The 19,234-nt window shown below is 45.6% G+C and carries 6 protein-coding genes; 3 read left to right on the top strand and 3 right to left on the bottom strand.

The window, feature by feature from the left end; genetic code table 11:
- The first annotated feature begins 30 nt into the window (after positions 1–30).
- From ACHUFM_RS10525 to ACHUFM_RS10515, 3 genes are all read left to right on the top strand, one after another.
- Positions 31–15,024, top strand: a complete 14,994-nt coding sequence (locus ACHUFM_RS10525) for a two-partner secretion domain-containing protein (RefSeq protein WP_394182141.1) — start codon at positions 31–33, stop codon at positions 15,022–15,024.
- A gap of 38 nt (positions 15,025–15,062) precedes the next feature.
- Complete coding sequence (locus ACHUFM_RS10520) at positions 15,063–15,464, top strand: hypothetical protein (protein WP_394182139.1); 402 nt, start codon at positions 15,063–15,065, stop codon at positions 15,462–15,464.
- A gap of 323 nt (positions 15,465–15,787) precedes the next feature.
- Positions 15,788–15,970: a hypothetical protein gene (locus ACHUFM_RS10515; RefSeq protein WP_394182137.1), complete on the top strand. Its 183-nt coding sequence runs from the start codon at positions 15,788–15,790 to the stop codon at positions 15,968–15,970.
- Positions 15,971–16,079: 109 nt separating this feature from the next.
- Here ACHUFM_RS10515 and ACHUFM_RS10510 read toward each other — a convergent pair whose 3' ends face one another.
- The 3 genes from ACHUFM_RS10510 to ACHUFM_RS10500 form a co-directional block, all read right to left on the bottom strand.
- Positions 16,080–17,060 carry a TauD/TfdA family dioxygenase gene (locus tag ACHUFM_RS10510; protein WP_394182135.1) on the bottom strand — a complete coding sequence of 327 codons (981 nt, stop codon included), beginning with the start codon at positions 17,058–17,060 and terminating at the stop codon, positions 16,080–16,082.
- Between the two features lie 190 nt (positions 17,061–17,250).
- Positions 17,251–18,375 carry a Gfo/Idh/MocA family protein gene (locus tag ACHUFM_RS10505; protein WP_394182133.1) on the bottom strand — a complete coding sequence of 375 codons (1,125 nt, stop codon included), beginning with the start codon at positions 18,373–18,375 and terminating at the stop codon, positions 17,251–17,253.
- Between the two features lie 29 nt (positions 18,376–18,404).
- Positions 18,405–19,121: a GntR family transcriptional regulator gene (locus ACHUFM_RS10500; protein WP_394182131.1), complete on the bottom strand. Its 717-nt coding sequence runs from the start codon at positions 19,119–19,121 to the stop codon at positions 18,405–18,407.
- Positions 19,122–19,234 lie beyond the last annotated feature (113 nt).

The raw sequence follows: 19,234 nt of genomic DNA, 5'->3' as shown, positions 1-19,234 counted from the left end.
ATAAAAAGCGATAGCTTAGGGAAGAGTTACATGTTGACCTTACTGCGAGTCATCAAATGTTATGTGTCTAGTCGTGTGCAATGGCGTAAAAAGTCATTGAATAATGTGTTGCGCTTACAAGTAAAGCCAATTAAACGATCACAGTCCACCTCCCACTTTTCCCTTTTAGCCCCTTGTCGTCGCCATCAAAAATACATAGCGCAGATTATGTTGTCGGCCTATTTGTCCGCGCCGGGGGTGTTGTTGGCTCAGGGGGCGACGGCGGCGATAAACAGCGCCCATGCGCCTGCGTTTGATACTTCGGCCAGTGGCATTCCAATTGTCAATATTAATGCCCCTTCTGCGAAAGGCGTGTCGCGCAATGAATACGATCAGCTTAATGTCGAAAAGAAAGGTCTGATCTTCAATAACGCCACGGACATTACCAATACCCAATTGGCGGGTTACATTGATGGCAACGCTCGCTTGGGGGGCAAGAGTGCCAGCATCATTTTGAACGAAGTCACGGGCAACAGTCGCAGTGCGTTAAACGGCTATATGGAAATCGCGGGACAATCCGCAGAGATGATCATCGCCAACCAAAACGGCATCACTTGTAATGGCTGTGGTTTTATCAATACCACCCGTGGCACCTTGACCACAGGGCAAGCTTTATTTGATGGCGCGGGCGGCTTGTCTGGGTTTGATGTGTCACAGGGTGACATTGCCATTACTGGGGAAGGTTTAAACGACAGCGCAACCCGTGAATTAGACATCTTGGCGCGCAGCGTTAAACTCAACGCCAAACTCTGGGCCGATCAAGCTACCATCATCACCGGCGACAATCGCATTAACTACCAAGACAAGTCGGTGACGGCGCGATCCAATGACGAGCGGGAAGCATTCGCGTTGGATGTGGCAGCCATTGGTGGCATGTACGCCAATCGCATACGCTTGATTGGCACGGAGCGCGGATTGGGGGTCAACCTCGGCGGGGAAGTCAAAGCCGTTGAAGACATGACTTTGGACACCCAAGGCAATATTGTTCATCGTGCCACCTTAAGCTCTGACGAAATAAAAATTCAAGCCAATGCCTTGGAGAACAGTGGTGAAGTACTGGCCAACCGCATTAACATCAAGACGACAAAAGACATTGTTTCTAGCGGCGCAGACGCCGCCATTCAAGCCACTGAATCCATTCGATTAGAAGCGCAAGCCTTAAAGAATCAAGAAGACGCCAAACTGCTCAGTCAAAATGGCGATGTGACGCTCATCACAGACAGCCTGACCAACCAAGGTACTATTGCTGGTCACACCCTCACCGTTACCACAGACATGCTCAACAACACAGGGGAAAACACCCAGATCTTTGCCGCGGAGCAGTTGACGCTGACCACCACGGAGGATCTACGCAATGATGATCAGGCGTCCATTGCGTCAGACAAGGCGCTCACCATCACAGCGCAAGGACAATTAGACAACCTCACCGGGGCCATTGAGTCCGTAGATTCTCTGAACATCGAAGCCCAACGATTCACGAACACAGGTACAGTTCTAATACAAACCGATCCTTTGTCGATCACGGCCCAACATCTAGATAACCAAGGCATGCTGGCGGGCAAAGGCATTACCATTAACGCCACGGAACTGAGTAACAGCACGGCTAACGGAAAAATCTATTCAACAGACCAACTTGATCTCAACATCGCGGGCGATGTCACTAATACAGATGGCGCTTTGGTTCACGCTGACAGCAGCATGACCTTGGATGCGGAAGGCAACCTCACCAATACGGACTCCACCATCGAAGCCTTGAATCAGGTTGACATTAAGAGTCTGAATCTGACCAGCTCAGGAACGATCCTTGCGCTCAATGAAGCGCTGAACATTGAGACGCACCAAGTTACTAATCAAGGCACGCTGGCGGGCAAAGGCATCACCATCGATGCGACAGGACTGAGCAACAGCACGGCAAGCGGAAAAATCTATTCAACCGACAAGCTTGATCTCAACATTACAGGTGACGTGACGAATGCAGACGGTGCTTTGGTTCACGCCGACAGCAGCATGACCTTAGACGCTGATGGCAACCTCACGAATACTGACAGTACTATCGAAGCCTTGAATCAAGTCGGCATCACCGCGGAAAATGTCACTAGTTCAGGGACGATTTTGGCGCAAGATGGAAGTTTAACAATAGACACCAACCAAGTTACCAATCAAGGTGCTTTGGCAGGTAAAGGCATCACGATTAATGCCACTGAACTAAACAACAGTACGGTTAGCGGTAAAGTCTACTCAACAGATAAACTCGATCTCAATATCACTGGCTATGTGACGAATAAAGACGGTGCGTTACTGCACGCGAACACAGCGCTAACAGTGGATTCAGGTGATGATACCTCCTCGGGTAAATTGACCAATACAGATGCCACGATTGAAGCTTTAAATACTATCGACATCAAAGCAGAGAATGTAACGAGTTCAGGCACCATCTTAGCGCAAAACGGTGCTTTAACCATCCAAACCAACAAGGTGGATAATCAAGGAACTTTGGCGGGTAAAGGTATTACGATTGATGCCACCGAACTGAGTAATAGCACGACAAACGGCCAAATTTATTCAACAGAGCAACTTGACCTCAATATCACTGGTGATGTCACTAATGAATATGGCGCCCTGGTACATGCGGATTTCGATCTAATCTTAGATGCTGATGGCAATCTCACCAACAAAGATTCCACGATTGAAGCTTTAAATACCATCAACATCAATTCAGAGAATGTCTCGAGCTCCGGTACAGTTTTGGCACAAGATGGCGCTTTAACCATTCAGACGAACCAAGTGGATAACCAAGGCACGTTGGCGGGCAAAGGCATTACCATTAACGCCACGGAACTGTCCAACAGTACAGCAAACGGGAAGATTTACTCAACAGACAAACTCGATCTCAACATTACAGGCGATGTCTCGAATAGAGACGGCGCGTTACTGCACGCGAGCACAGCTTTAACTGTGGATTCAGGTGATGATACCTCCTCGGGTAAATTGACCAATACAAATGCCGCGATTGAAGCTTTGAATACTATCGACATCAATGCAGAGAATGTCGCGAGTTCAGGCGCCGTCTTAGCAGAAGGCGGTGCTTTAACCATTCAAACGAACCAACTGGATAACCAAGGAGTTTTGGCGGGTAAAGGCATCACGATTAATGCCACCGAACTAAACAATAGTTCGGTTAACGGTAAAGTCTATTCAACAGATAAGCTTGATTTAAACATCGCTGGAAACGTCAAAAATACAGATGGTGCTTTGGTTCATGCAGATTCCGATCTGACTTTAGATGCTGAGGGCAACCTCACCAACACAAATTCCACGATTGAAGCTTTAAATCAGGTCGACATTAAGAGTCAGAACCTCACCAGCTCAGGGACGATTCTGGCGCAAGACGGCACGTTAATCATTCAAACTAACAAGGTGTACAATCAAGGAAACTTGGCGGGTAAAGGCATCACGATTGATGCCACCGAACTGAACAACAGTTCAGCTAATGCCAAGATTTATTCCACCGATGCGATAGCACTGAATGTGCAAGGTAACATCACTAATGAATATGGTGTTTTGGTTCATGCGGATTCCGATTTGATCTTAGATGCTGAGGGAAATCTCACTAACACAGAATCCATTATTGAAGCTTTAAATCAGGTCGATATTAAAAGTCAGAACCTCACTAGCTCGGGAACGATTCTGGCACAAGACGGCGCTTTAACCATTCAAACCAACAAGGTGGATAATCAAGGAACTTTGGCGGGTAAAGGCATCACGATTGATGCCACCGAACTGAGTAATAGCACGGCGAGTGGTAAAATCTACTCAACAGACAGACTCGATCTCAATATCACCGGTGATGTCACTAATGAAGATGGCGCTTTGGTTCATGCGGATTCAGATCTTACCTTGGATGCTGAGGGCAATCTCACGAACACAGATTCCACGATTGAAGCTTTGAATACTATCGACATCAATGCAGAGAATGTCGCGAGTTCAGGCGGCGTCTTAGCACAAGAAGGTGCCTTAACCATTCAAACCAACAAGGTGGATAACCAAGGAACCTTGGCAGGTAAAGGCATCACGATTGATGCCACCGAACTGAACAACAGCACAACAAGTGGGAAAATCTATTCAAAGGATGCAATCGCGTTGAATGTACAAGGCAACATCACTAATGACGATGGCGCTCTGATACATGCGGATTCCGATCTGACCTTGGATGCTGATGGTAATTTAACTAATACAAGCAGTACCATCGAAGCCTTGAATACTATCGATATTAATACAGCGAATGTCACTAGCTCCGGTACAATATTGGCCCAAGATGGCACCTTAACCATTCAAACCAACAAGGTGGATAACCAAGGTTCCTTGGCTGGTAAAGGCATCACGATTGATGCCACCGAACTGAACAACAGTTCAGCAAACGCCAAGATTTATTCAACGGATGCAATGGCGCTGAATGTACAAGGCAACATCACTAATGAAGATGGTGCTTTAGTGCATGCCGATTCAACTTTAACGTTAGATGCCGAGGGTAACCTCACGAATACTGACAGTACCATCGAAGCGTTCAATGAAATCGACATCACAGCAGAAACTGTCACCAGTTCCGGTACCGTCTTAGCACAAGACGGCACCTTAACCATTCAAACCAACAAGGTGGATAACCAAGGTTCCTTGGCAGGTAAAGGCATCACGATTAAAGCCACCGAACTAAATAACAGTACGGTTAACGGTAAAGTCTATTCAACAGATAAGCTTGATTTAAACATCGCTGGAAACGTCACAAATACAGATAGCGCTTTGGTTCATGCGGATTCTGATCTGACCTTGGATGCTGATGGTAATTTAACTAATACAAGCAGTACCATCGAAGCCTTGAATACTATCGACATTAATACAGCGAATGTCACTAGCTCCGGTACAATATTGGCCCAAGACGGTACCTTAACCATTCAAACCAACAAGGTGGATAACCAAGGAACCTTGGCGGGTAAAGGCATCACGATTGATGCCACCGAACTGAACAACAGCACAACAAGTGGGAAAATCTATTCAAAGGATGCAATCGCGTTGAATGTACAAGGCAACATCACTAATGACGATGGTGCTCTAGTGCATGCGGATACTGATCTGACCTTAGATGCTGAGGGTAGCCTCACCAACACAAATTCCACGATTGAAGCTTTAAATCAGGTCGACATCAAAAGTCAGAACCTCACCAGCTCAGGGACGATTCTGGCACAAGATGGAAGTTTAACAATAGACACTAATCAAGTTACCAACCAAGGAACGTTGGCAGGTAAAGGCATCTCAATTAATGCCACCGAACTAAACAACAGTACGGTTAACGGTAAAGTCTATTCAACAGATAAGCTTGATTTAAACATCGCTGGAAACGTCACAAATACAGATGGCGCTTTGGTTCATGCGGATACAGCTCTGACCTTGGACACTGAGGGTAATCTCACTAACACAGAGTCCACGATTGAAGCTTTAAATACTATCGACATCAATGCAGAGAATGTCACGAGTTCAGGCACCGTCTTAGCACAAGACGGTGCCTTAACCATTCAAACCAACAAGGTGGATAACCAAGGAGTTTTGGCGGGTAAAGGCATCACGATTAATGCCACCGAACTAAACAATAGTTCGGTTAACGGTAAAGTCTATTCAACAGATAAGCTTGATTTAAACATCGCTGGAAACGTCAAAAATACAGATGGTGCTTTGGTTCATGCAGATTCCGATCTGACTTTAGATGCTGAGGCTAAACTCACCAACACAGATTCCACGATTGAAGCTTTAAATCAGGTTGACATCAAAAGTCAGAACCTCACCAACTCGGGAACGATTCTGGCACAAGATGGAAGTTTAACAATAGACACCAACCAAGTTACCAACCAAGGTGCTTTGGCGGGTAAAGGCATCACGATTAATGCCACCGAACTAAACAACAGTTCGGTTAACGGTAAAGTCTACTCAACAGACAAACTCGATCTCAACATTACTGGCGATGTCACGAATAAAGACGGTGCTCTAGTACATGCGGATTCGGATCTTAACTTGGATGCCGAGGGCAACCTCATCAACAAAGATTCAACGATTGAAGCTTTAAATCAAATTGACATTAAGAGTCAGAACCTCACCAGCTCGGGGATGATTCTGGCACAAGATGGAAGTTTAACAATAGATACTAACCAAGTTACCAACCAAGGTACTTTGGCGGGTAAAGGCATCACGATTGATGCCACCGAACTAAACAACAGTACGGTTAACGGTAAAGTCTATTCAACAGATAAGCTTGATTTAAACATCGCTGGAAACGTCAAAAATACAGATGGTGCTTTGGTTCATGCAGATTCCGATCTGACTTTAGATGCTGAGGGCAACCTCACCAACACAAATTCCACGATTGAAGCTTTAAATCAGGTCGACATTAAGAGTCAGAACCTCACCAGCTCAGGGACGATTCTGGCGCAAGACGGCACTTTAACCATTCAAACCAACAAGGTGGATAACCAAGGGACCTTGGCAGGTAAAGGTATTACGATTGATGCCACCGAACTGAGCAACAGTACGGTTAACGGTACTGTCTACTCAACAGACAAACTCGATCTCAACATTACTGGCGATGTCTCGAATAAAGACGGTGCGTTACTGCACGCGAACACAGCGCTAACAGTGGATTCAGGTGATGATACCTCCTCGGGTAAATTGACCAACACAGATTCCACAATTGAAGCTTTAAATACTATCGACATCAATGCAGAGAATGTCACGAGTTCAGGTACCGTCTTAGCACAGGACGGCACCTTAACCATTCAAACCAACAAAGTGGATAACCAAGGTTCCTTGGCAGGTAAAGGCATCACGATTGATGCCACTGAACTAAACAACAGTACAACAAGCGGGAAAATTTATTCAACCGATGCCGTTGCTTTAAACATTGAAGGGGCAATCACCAACCAAAATGGCGCTCTGGTACATGCGGATTCCGATCTAACCTTAGATACTGAGGGTAACCTCACCAACACAGATTCCACGATTGAAGCTTTGAATACTATCGACATTAATGCAGAGAATGTCACGAGTTCAGGCACCGTCTTAGCACAAGACGGCACCTTAACCATTCAAACCAACCAAATTACCAACCAAGGTGCTTTGGCGGGTAAAGGCATTACGATTGATACCACCGGACTAAATAACAGCACTACAAACGGCAAAATCTATTCAACAGACAAACTGGATCTCAACATCAAAGGCGACGTGACGAATACAGACGGCGCTTTGGTTCACGCTGGCGTCGACGTGAACTTGGATGCTAAAGGTAATTTAACAAACAGCGGTACAATTGAAGCCGTTGAATCTGCCACGGTTAAAAGTCAAAACCTTACTAACTCTGGCACGATTTTAGCGCAAAATAACGCTTTATCTATCGACACAATTAAGGTTGATAACCAAGGTGTTCTTGCCGGTAATGGTATTATTATCAATACAGCTTCACTAGATAACAAGACAATGAATGCAAAGGTATTTTCAACCGCTGGCTTGGTGTTGAGCGCAGAAGAAACAGTAGAAAACAGAGAGGGAGCGCTGCTTCATGCCTCCAACGCATTAGAAATTACCTCTGTAGGTAATCTGAGTAATGAGCAATCTACTATCGAATCGGCAGGTAGTATTAACATAAACAGCCAAAATTTTGAAAACTCTGCAAATAGTAACGTATTAGCTCAAAATGGTGAGTTAAGAGTACAAACCAAGACTCTTAATAATCAAGGTTCTTTATCTGGTCATGGGCTGGAAGCTACCGCTTCGTTAATTCTTAATAACACCTCAACCAGCAAAATACTTTCAACAAATGATCTTTTGTTAACATCCCAAGACAGCTTTGCCAACGAAAATGGCGCACACGTTAAAGCCAATAACACACTGACTATTAACACTGATGGTGACATAGTGAATACTGATTCGGTATTAGAATCGGTAAATACTATTAATTTAAACAGCCGAAATTTAACGAATACTGTAATAGGTACGATTTCAGCCCAAAACGGTACGTTATCTATTACCAACACAGAAACCCTAAATAATAAAGGTGGTATCGCTGGGAAGCGAGTTTTTATAAATGCTGCAGATGTAAAAAATTTAGATAGCGATGCACTTGTTTTAGGTCAAGATTATTTAGATATTCGTTCTACAGGCAATATCATCAATCAAAATGGTGCGGTTTTATATAGTTTAGGAGATGGTGTAATTAAAGTATCGGATACCTTGACTAACAGCTCTGCAGTAATAGAAATAAATAGAAATTTATCTATTGAAGCGAATAAAATAATCAATAAAAAGAGAGAGTTTTCTTTTACTAAAAATATCACTTCGAAAAAATATAGTATTTTTAAAAATTTAGATGATGATTTATATGGTAGCTATTTTTCAGACAAAAAAATTATTGAAACTATAGAGTCTCCCTATATTGAATTAGATAGCCCTCAAGCCTACATTTTTTCAGGGAATGATATGATTCTTGAGGGAGCTGTTGATAATTATTACTCCATAGTGAGTGCTGTTGGTGATTTATTTTTTACTGCTGATAAAATAAATAATGTCAGCTACTATGGAAAAGAAATAAAAAAAACTGATGTGAATGAGGTGGTAATTTGTCTTCCTTCTGCTGGTCAGTCATGCGGCTGGAATTATGTTCCTCGTGTTATTAGCGAAACAAATAAGAGTAATACGACTGAAAAAGTTTTATTTGAAGTTCCTGCGATTTTCACCGCCGGCGGTAATATTACCGGAAAGGCTGGATCTGTATCTAACATAGGTAATGTTGATTATGTAGTGACAAGCAAGGTTGATACTAATGTATTAAAAGAAATTGAAGGATCTGCCAATACTAGCGTATCCGGTCAAGCGGTTGTGAATACGGCTACTGGTACTGTAAAAGTAAAAGCTTCTGATGGTGTGCAAGTTGCGGTAACTGAAACTTCTGCCAACACCAGCGTATCTGGTCAAACGGTTGCCAATACCGCTTTGGGCATTGCAAATGTAAAAGCTTCCGATAACGTACAAGTGGCGGTAACAGAAGCCTCCACCAGCACCAGCATATCCGGTCAAACGGTGGCTAATACCGCTTCGGGCATTGCGAATGTAAAAGCTTCCGATAACGTACAAGTGGCGGTAACAGAAACCTCCACCAGCACCAGTGTATCCAGTCAAACGGTGGCCAATACCGCTTCGGGCACCGTAAATGTAAAAGCTTCCGATAACGTACAAGTGGCGGTAACAGAAACCTCCACCAGCACTAGCGTATCCAGTCAAACGGTGGTCAATACCGCTTCGGGCACCGTAAATGTAAAAGCCTCTGGTGTTGACGGCGTACAAGTAGCCGAAAAAGGCAGCGCGACGACTGTTGTCAAAAGTGACACGGAACTAAGCGCAGATTCTAGTACGTCGCCAACCATAAAAGCCGATGCCTCAGCAACAGGTGTCAATGCCATTGATCTAGCCGCAGTCGCTGCTCGCCGTGACGCCATTTTTAATGACCTTAATGTGGACTCTTTTGTACAGAGTGCGTTTTATACCCTTTCCGAAAATCCTGATTCTGATTACCTAATACAAACCAACCCTTTGTTCACAAATTACAAAAATTTTGTCTCATCTGACTACATGCTCAACAAAATGGTCGGTGATGATCAAGGCCGAACCGGGAAAACGGCCTCGCGTCTGGGCGATGGTTTTTTAGAACAAAATCTGGTGCGTGAGCAAATCTTATCCTACACCGGTTTCCAAACTTTGCCCGATCAAGTGGACATAGAATCCGCCTACGCGACCTTGATGGACAATGCCTTAGAGGAATACACAGACTTACAATTAAGCGTGGGCATTGAGCTCACTGATAAACAAGTGGCGCAACTTAAACAACCGATCGTATGGATGGTCTCTGAGACGGTGCAGACGGATTCAGGCCCTCAAGAAGCTTTGGTGCCGAAGGTATACTTTTCCAATACTTCTGATATGACCTTAAGACCAGATGGAGCCTTGATTGCTGCAACTAATATAGACATCCAAGTGGACGGTGATCTTGTTAATTCAGGCGCTATTGTCGCGCGCTCTGATCTATCTCTCAGCGGTGAGAATATTAGTAATAGCGGTAACATGACGGCAGGAAATAACGCCACTCTAAATGCCTCCAGCGATATTGGTAACTCGGGGAGTATACAGGCCAACGGCGTTCTCAATTTGGTGGCGGGTGGCAATATTACCAGTGAAACCCAAAATCAAACCATTAGCACCCAGTCTGGGATCTTTTCCAACACGCAAACCTTGGTGGGGGAAGCGGCGTCATTACAAGGCGGGACTATCAACTTAGTGGCAGGCAATGATATTAGCCTAATTGGCAGTGAGGTGAGTGCTGATGAGGAAATTTTAGCTCAAGCGGGTAATAATATTACCCTTGCTAGCTTGGAGGTAACAAACAGCAGTGATATTGGAGGCTACTACCAATCCAAAAATTCAACAACTCATCATCTAACCAATGCATTATCGGCCGACAAGATTCAATTGAGCGCGGGCAATAATCTTATTAGCCAAGCCTCTTCAATCAGCGCGTCAAATCAGCTAAGTATTAATGCAGCGAATGATGTCACTCTGAGCAGTGTTGAAAACACCACCGAATCCAGTGCTCGTAGAAGAAACGCTTCTTCCGTCACGCATCAGGTGAACAGCCTAGAAGCCAGCAATATTCAACTCGGCGCGGGCAATACCTTTACCAGTGAAGGCGCTCAGTTAACAGCAGACGACGATCTGACCTTATCTGCCAACAACATTGACCTCTTGGCGGTGAAAGACACCAAAGATTCTTATAGCTTTGTGGGTGGTGGTGGCAACTCCACCGAAAAACGCAGCCATAACGAAAGCATCACAGGTACGGACTTGAGCGCGGGCGGCGCCTTAACTCTGGTGAGTCAAAATGACATCTTTTCTAAGGGCTCTAGTTTAAGCAGTGGCGAAGGCATGAGCTTGGCAGCGGGGGGCGATGTGGTCTTGTCCACTGAGACGGCTCACAATTCTTCTTATAAGCAAGTGAAAAAGAAAAAGTCGGGCATGTTCGGCTCCAAACGTTCCACCACTACCACCACCTCTGAAAGCTTGACCAATCAAGGCACGAACCTGACATCGGGCGGTGACCTTAATATTGTAACGGGTGTTGATATTCTCTTGGCAGGCAGTAAAGCCACTGCTGATGGCAACATTAGCTTGCAAGCGGGTGGAGACATTCAACTGCTCAGCGCCGTGGACCAAAGCTCTCAACGCTACCAGAAACAGAAAAAAGGCACTTTTAAGGTCAAAGCCAAAGACCAAGGCTTTATCAACCAAACCGCCGTCACCAGTGACCTTATTGGTGGTGGCAACATCAGCCTAGACAGCGGCAGCAACATCACCCTAGAAGGCGCTACCTTGGCGGCCAATGACACCTTATCCATTGGTACTGACGTGGTCACACAAAACGCCAATGGCCAATACGTCAACGACAAAGGCGAATTAGCGGGTAACGTCATCGTCACCACTCAGGCATTAGAAAGCAGCGAATGGAGTGAATCTTCCTCAAGTTTCCGCGGTGTCTTTAAGGATCTTGTGAAAGGTATTGCTGTTATTGCTTCAACGGCCACTGCTGGTCTTATTCATGGTGAAATCAAGGTGGGTGAGTCGGATGCCACCCGCACCGATACTCTAACGCAACAAACCACTACGTTGGCCGCCAGTGATCTTAACCTCACCGCACAGCAAGACCTAGCCCTGATTGGCGCACAAGTGGCGGTGAGCGACACCGCCAACTTAACGGCGCAAAATGTCACTATCGATGCGGCGCAAGAGCGCACCGTGACCAGTACTTCCCACACCGACCAGACCATTTCGGGAGAGGGCGCCAGCTTCTCTTCTGAAAAAGGGGAATTAACACTAGCAAGTCTTACGGAAACCGACCACACCGAGCGTACCACCAACACCGCCAACACTTGGGCCGGGTCGAGCCTGCAAGCGGGCAACTTGAACATCAATGCCAACCAAAACGTCGCCATTATCGCCAGTGATGTGGCGGTGCAAAACGACGCGAGCATTGAGGGTGAAAATGTCCTGATCGGTGGACGTGAAGACACCTATGACACCACCAATGACACCATCACCAAGACCAAGACCCTCACGGTAGGGGTGAAAAACGCCTATGCGGATACCTATCTTGCGGTACGTGCCTTGGATCAAGCCAAAGACGCGGTGAAAGACGCCGAAAAAGCGTACGAAGAAGCCAAGCAAAAAGTGGCGGACGGTAAGCTGCAACAAAGTGATCTAGACGGTTATGAAATCGCGCTAAACTCGGCTAAAAACACAGAAAAATACGCTGCCATTACGGTGGCGAATGCCGCCGCTGGGGCGGCCATGAATAGTGGGACAGCTGGCTTTACGGCGAGTGCTGGTGTGACGCTACAAACCACTACGACCTCGACGACAAACCGTCAAAGCGCTTGGAATGGCTCTAGTATACAGGTGGGTAACAATGCCAGCTTACAAGGAGAGGACACCTTAACCGTAAAAGGCTCCAATGTGGCAGTGGGTGGCACCTTGTTAGCGGAAGCGGATCAGATAAATGTGCTGGCGGGTGAGAACACCACGCAGCAAAGCACCAAGAGCAACACACAAAGTGCCAGTGTCAGTGCCAGTGTTGGCAAAGTCGATTTTTCCGATTTGGCGTCTTCCGCAGGGGTGAACAACAACACCAGCAGCAGCGAGTCACAATCCACCCAGTACACCCACAGTCAGCTCACAGCAGGAGCCTTAGTTAGTCGCAGTGATCAGCTCAACATTAAAGGCGGCACCTTACATGGGGAGCAAGTGTCCATCGACACTGGAGATCTCAACATTGCGAGTGTGCAAGACAGTTCCAGCAGCAACAGCCGCAGTGACAGTGTTGGCATGAACATTGGTTCAAGTGTCAGCTCTGAGGGCAGCAATCTTGGTCTGAGTTACCAACAATCGACAACCGACTCAGATTACCAAAGTGTGACCCAACAAAGCGGCATTACCTCAGGGGATCAAGGCTATCAAATCCAAGTGGCGAACCACACCAGCCTGACTGGCGCCATCATCACCTCAACCCAAACGGCTGAAGACAAGGGCCTAAACAGCCTAACCACCGCGAGTTTAACGGCCAGTAACCTAGAGAATCACGCCAATTTTAGTGGTTCCAGTGTGGGCGTGGATGCCTCCTATAACACAGCAGAAAATGGCGGTTTTTCCAGATCACAGGGTTATGGGGAAATCGCAGACAACCGCACTCGTACGACCCAAAGTGGTATCAATACCGCGAACCTGACCATCACAGATGCAGAACAGCAGGCCCAAACGGGACAATCGGTTGAACAAGTCCTTGCGGACGTCAGCACGGCGACCACCACGGACACAGTGGCGCATGACAGTGGCACCTTACAAGACCACTTTGATCAGGCCGAAGTGCTTGAGCAAGTCAACACCATGCGTACGGTCACACAAGAAACCAACCAAACCGTGCAGCAGATACGTTTGAGTCTGAATAAAAAAGCCGACGAGTTAAAAAAACAGCTTAAAGCAGAGACGATATCGCAAGAACAATACGACAGTGAAGTCAAAAAACTGACCGCTTATGGCCTAATTGCCAGTTCCATCGGTGCTGGCTTGACTGTCCCGACAGACAGCGTCTCAGGTCAATTGGCTGCGGCCGCGTCGCCTACTGTTGCTTATGGCATAGGTCAATACTTTAAAGGTCAAGCGGCAGCGAATGCAGACGGTGAACTCAGCGGTGGACAAGAAGCCGCTCACGTCTTAGCACACGGTATCCTCGCTGCCGCCGTGGCCGCCGAAGGGGGCAATGACGCTACCACCGCCGGTCTCGCTGCGGCAGGCTCCGAAGCCGCGGCCCCAATGCTTGCCAACTGGTTGTATGGAAGCAGCGATCCAGATGACCTAGACGCGCAGCAAAAACAAACCCTCACCAACATTCTTGGTGCCGCTTCCATGGTCGCCGCCAGCACCGGGTCTGGCGATGCGAGTGACGTAGTCGCAGCAGGGCAACTGGCTGATAACGCGGTGGAGAATAATTATTTGAAAAGTTATGAAGTGCGTATAGTTGAAGATTGTTTAATAGGTTCAGGTTGTACTAGTTCTGAAGAGAAAGAGGACATGGTTAATAGAGCTGAAGCTTTGAGCAAAGCAAGAGATGATGAGCTTAATCAAATATGTCAGGATAATCCGCTGAGTGAGGAGTGCCGAGGTGCGGTAAATGATGCAACCAAATATGTAGCTATGTCCGAAGTTTGGGATATTTTGAAAGATGATGTTACTAGGTCTTCAGTGAATACTTTTGATTATGTGTATAACAGTGATGGATCAAACAAGCGATTTGTAGAATATTTTAATACAATTGATAATAGAGCGGATTTTTTTGGGGCTAGCAATTTGTATGAACAAAATCTTGGCTTGGGAGCGAAATGGTATGGCGGTGCAGAGTTTGTAAGCCGCGCACCGTTGACAGGGTTAGGTGCTGATGGTCATGGTTCGTGGTTTACTTTCGGTGCAGGCGGCATATTAACAGGAACAGAAGTTTATGATTGGCGTGCGGAAGCAGGCGATGCACTGATGAACGCTGGTTTTGATAACTTTAAAAATTTGTATAACCAGACAGTAAGTGATCCAGCTGATTGGGATATTAATCAGCTAAAAAGTGAACAGCAGGCATTGCAGCCAGTACATGAAAAATATTTGGGAGATAAATCTGTATTTTTGAAAATGAGTAGTGCATTTACAGATACATCTATTCCTATTTTGGGGGCTGGTAATAACATTTTCACGGAAGAAAAACAAGGTGTTTCAGGAGGGATTCAGGTTATTAACTATGAGTCACGTGTTAATTATGGCTGCAAGCTAATGGAATATTCAGAATCTCAGGGTTGTAGTCCATGAGGCCCATAATTTATCCTTCGTGGCGAGTGTTTTTCCTTTTGATTCTTTCTCCTTTGGTTGGCGGTGCAGGTATTGTTGTTTTTGTGAGTATGCATAACAACCTTTTGAAAACTGGTACTTTAATAGAGATGCAAACTTTCTTTGTACTTCTTTATATGGTTTCAATTATGGCAGAAATTATTTATTTTATTCCTATGCTAGTTCTTTCCATATTGTGTGTTAATTTAAGATTAGTGGGTAATGTCAAGACCTATCTTTGGACAGCATTTTTCGGTGGAATTATTGCTCATTACTGGTGGATGATTCTATTATCTGGTGATTCATTAATAATTGAAGGTGGCAAATCATTTTTGTCACAGACTTATTTTTTTATCGTAGGTTTTTTATCTACTCTGTTAATGTCATGGTTAGCATTTCCTAAAATTAAAGGAAATGGGTGAAAACTAAAATAAAAAATAGACACACACTTTAAACAGATAATACAGGACAGGCATAACTTAGTTGTTAACGTTTGCGAAGATAATACAGGACAGGCATAACTTAGTTGACCGGCTAAAAAGTATACTGTAATTTTATCCAGTTTATTTCACGTCGGAAAAGGGGGGGCCAAATGCCTAGAGCCCGATATCAACAAATCAGTTTAGACAGCACCCCTTACTGTCACTGCATTTCTCGATGCGTTAGTCGAGCCTTTCTTTGAGGTGAAGATTCCGTTAGCGGTAAGAGCTTTGAACATCGTCGAGGGTGGATTGAGGCGCGTTTATTGTTGCTTGCTGAAGTCCTTGCGATCGATGTGTGCGCTTATGCCATTATGAGCAACCATATTCATGTCGTGCTTCATATTGATGAACAAGAAGCTATGGAGTGGACAACGAAAGAGGTATTAGAGCATTGGCATAAGTTGCATAAAGGCACTTTGTTCACCGGTAATCCCCCCGAAAATTAATATCAGCTCAAATTCAAATTTTCGGAGGGGATTATCCCTTGATAGACCTTTATCTTTGATAAGACCGACGTTCAGATAACTTATTTGCGCTTTACTGAGACAGAATCGCTTATTTAAAAGAGATAGAGGCCAAGATGCGGCGTTCGCCTTCAAACGGTTGGCGAGCATGCAATACCGTATGGTTATTGATCCATAGTACGTCGCCTGACTGCCATTTAAAGTTCACACATAATTCGTCCATGGCTTTAACTAGCTGTGCAAGCGCGTCTGCGTCCATTGGCTCACCATCTGCTGTGGTGACGGCTTTTTCTCCTTGATTGCGGGAATCGTTCCAGCCGGTGAATACCGCCACAATGGAGTTAAAGAAGGTTTTTTGCTGGGTTTCGTCATCAAAGCGAATGCCTGGCAACACGCGTGTTTCTGTGCGCACATCACCGTTTTCTAGCCATTGCCAATCCATACCGGCTTCACGCATTTTTTCTTCCGCTTCCTCGCGAGTGGTTACGTGGAAGGTGTCTTTCCAGGAGCGGCCGATGGCAGACGTATTGTCAGTGATTTCTGGCATCACGCGAACATAGCGCACGCCTTGTTCCTCGACTTTTTTGGCAAAGTCTGGCGCGATCTCAAAAAACTTTTTGCAGATTTCGCCAGAGTGCAGAATAGACGTCGCACCGCCTTTTGCTGCTGAGGTTTCACAGTAAAAGAAAATGTAGCCTGGAGGCGTTGGTACTTGCGCCATTTCGTGGTGAAAAGGAATTGTCTCTGATGCAGGCGACTCGTTGGCAGTCACTATGCGCGATGCGGTAACCTGAGCACGGGGCGCAGCGCCACCTACGTAAGGCATGTTCTGGTAGTTTGTTTGATCGAGCATCTTCTCGAATTCGTTGGAGTTTTCGACTGGAAATCCACGGAATAGTACCGCGCCGTGTTTAATTAATAAGTCATGCAGCTCAGCTTTGTTGTCTTCAACCCAGTTGAAAAACGTCGTTTTATTGCTTTGAACGTCTGCATTGTGAGGCGTTACTAGCAATGGAAAATCCAACCCATTTACTTGTTTTTGTTCTTCTAGTTTGGAAATTACCACACTCATATCTACTCCCGATTTAGGTTATGGTGTTGTCATAGATTCCTATATTGATGTGTATCAATAGTGAATGAATTTAATTCACTCTAATCATATGAGCTTTAAAAGTAAATCAATAGTAAATGAATTTTCTTTATGAAACGCCTTAATAACTCATTACTTATTGATTTACTTGATTTTGTTTTGTGAAATTAATTTACGCGAAAGCGTAACCGGAATCTGTGATGGTGACTGCTTGACCGGTTTGTGCCGAGTGCTGAGCGGCTAAACCTATCACGACAGCTTTCAAACCATCTTCTATCGTGACGTCTACTGGCGCCTTTTCTGTGATGGCTTTGAAGAAGCCTAGGTGTTGGTAGAAAGTAGAGCCATTATGATCGCCTGCATCGAGTAACGTCGGATCTACTGGGATATCTGATTCGATTGGGCCTTTTGGATCACGTGGGCTAAGAACCACTTTCGGAATTGGGGCTGCGCCTAGGGAGTCTGTTGGCCAGAAGCGTCCTGGGCCAGGCACGAAACATTCCAGTTTGGCTTGCGGGCCAATGGCGCAGATTTCTTCTTGATAACGGGAGCCTTCTGCAAACATGTTGAGATCCAAGCAAGCGCGTTGGCCATTTTCAAAGTCCACTAGGACAAAAGCATTGTCGATGATGTCTGGTACTTCTCCGTTATAACGCTCTTCCATATGGTTGCAATCTTGCCCAGTGGAGGCGTAAACGCGTTTTACTTCCCCTTGCATTAATAGGCGCATCAGGTCAAAAAAGTGACAGCATTTTTCGACTAAAGTGCCACCGGTTTGGCGATTAAAACGGTTCCAATCATTCACCTTTTCTAGAAATGGGAAACGGTGCTCACGAATGTTAAGCATTTTTAGGGCGCCAATATCACCCGCTAAAAGCTGTTTACGAAACTGAGCGACCGGAGGCATGTAGCGGTACTCCATTGCAACCCATACAGGAGCAGAGTGCTTGGCTGCGGCATCGCGAATTTTAGCCACTTGGCTAATATCACTGACTACGGGTTTTTCTACCAAGATAGGCAGAGTGGTACGCTCAAATAGCTCAAGTAATTGATCGGCGTGTTGGTAATTGGGGGTGGCAATGACAAGGGCTTCGAGACTGAGGTCAGCGTTAAGCATGTCATCCAGATTGTTGAAAAACTCCGCATCAGGTACGAGCTCTGCGCAGCGTTTTTGCATGTCTTGATTGGGTTCGGTGATCGCGACCACCTGAGCGCCATCGATCAAGGCTAAGTTTCTGAGGTGTTCTTGCCCCATCATGCCACAGCCTAGGATGCCATATCGAACCGACTTGCCCATTTTTTCTAACCTCTTGTTTTTATTAAATGTTAGTGCCACCGAGCAACGTAACGACATTTGGTCGGGTTGTACCACGTAAACGAAAACTCTTCGATAACGCCTTCGTTTGACCAACTTCTACGATGCACCTTTGGCATGGTTGTTTCTGGAGCCAGCTCCAGATTATCCGTCACCCACTTAGGTGCGGGGGCACAATCCACTTCGTCTTCCACTCGGCTGATCCAAAAGGAAAAGTGATCCCGATAGTGAAGATAAAGTGATTCGTGCAAATCTTTGGGTTTGAGACTTGGTGCATGAGCATGTTTAAACCAAATCTGTTCCATAGCGACCAGTTCACGATTGAGATAACGAGCGCGTTTGATACACCAAAGCTTGCCATCTGCTTCGACATTTAACTGGCGTTTTACAAACTCATCCTCATCAACTGTGATAGACAAAATATCAGCCGTTGGCACACCACCACCTGCTAAGGTTTCTAGGTGGAAAAACTGATAAATAGCACGACCGCCAGGCGCGCGTTTAACATAGTTGCCTGAGCCTTGGCGACGCTCTAAAAAACCATCTTCTTCAAGCTTCTTTAATGCCTTACGAAGGGTGCCTATGGCCACGCCTAATTTGGCAGCAAGCTCGGCTTCGATAGGCAGTCGGTCGCCCGGTAACCAATGTCCCGCTGCAATCTCGCGATTCAATAATTCGCTAATTTGGATATAGAGCGGTAACTGTTTAGTGTTATTTTTCTTTTCCACTTTTTCACCTAATCCTGCGCAATGTGTATCCTTATCTTACAAGTCAAACGAGCAAATGTAAGTAGCTAAAATGCTCTAACTGACTGACTTCGCAGAGTATGCGCTCACCAAGC

The sequence above is a fragment of the Marinomonas posidonica genome (assembly GCF_043643765.1).
Taxonomy (GTDB): domain Bacteria; phylum Pseudomonadota; class Gammaproteobacteria; order Pseudomonadales; family Marinomonadaceae; genus Marinomonas; species Marinomonas posidonica_A.
The sequence above is the reverse complement of the archived record's forward strand: the minus strand, read 5'-3'. Positions and strand labels throughout refer to the sequence as shown.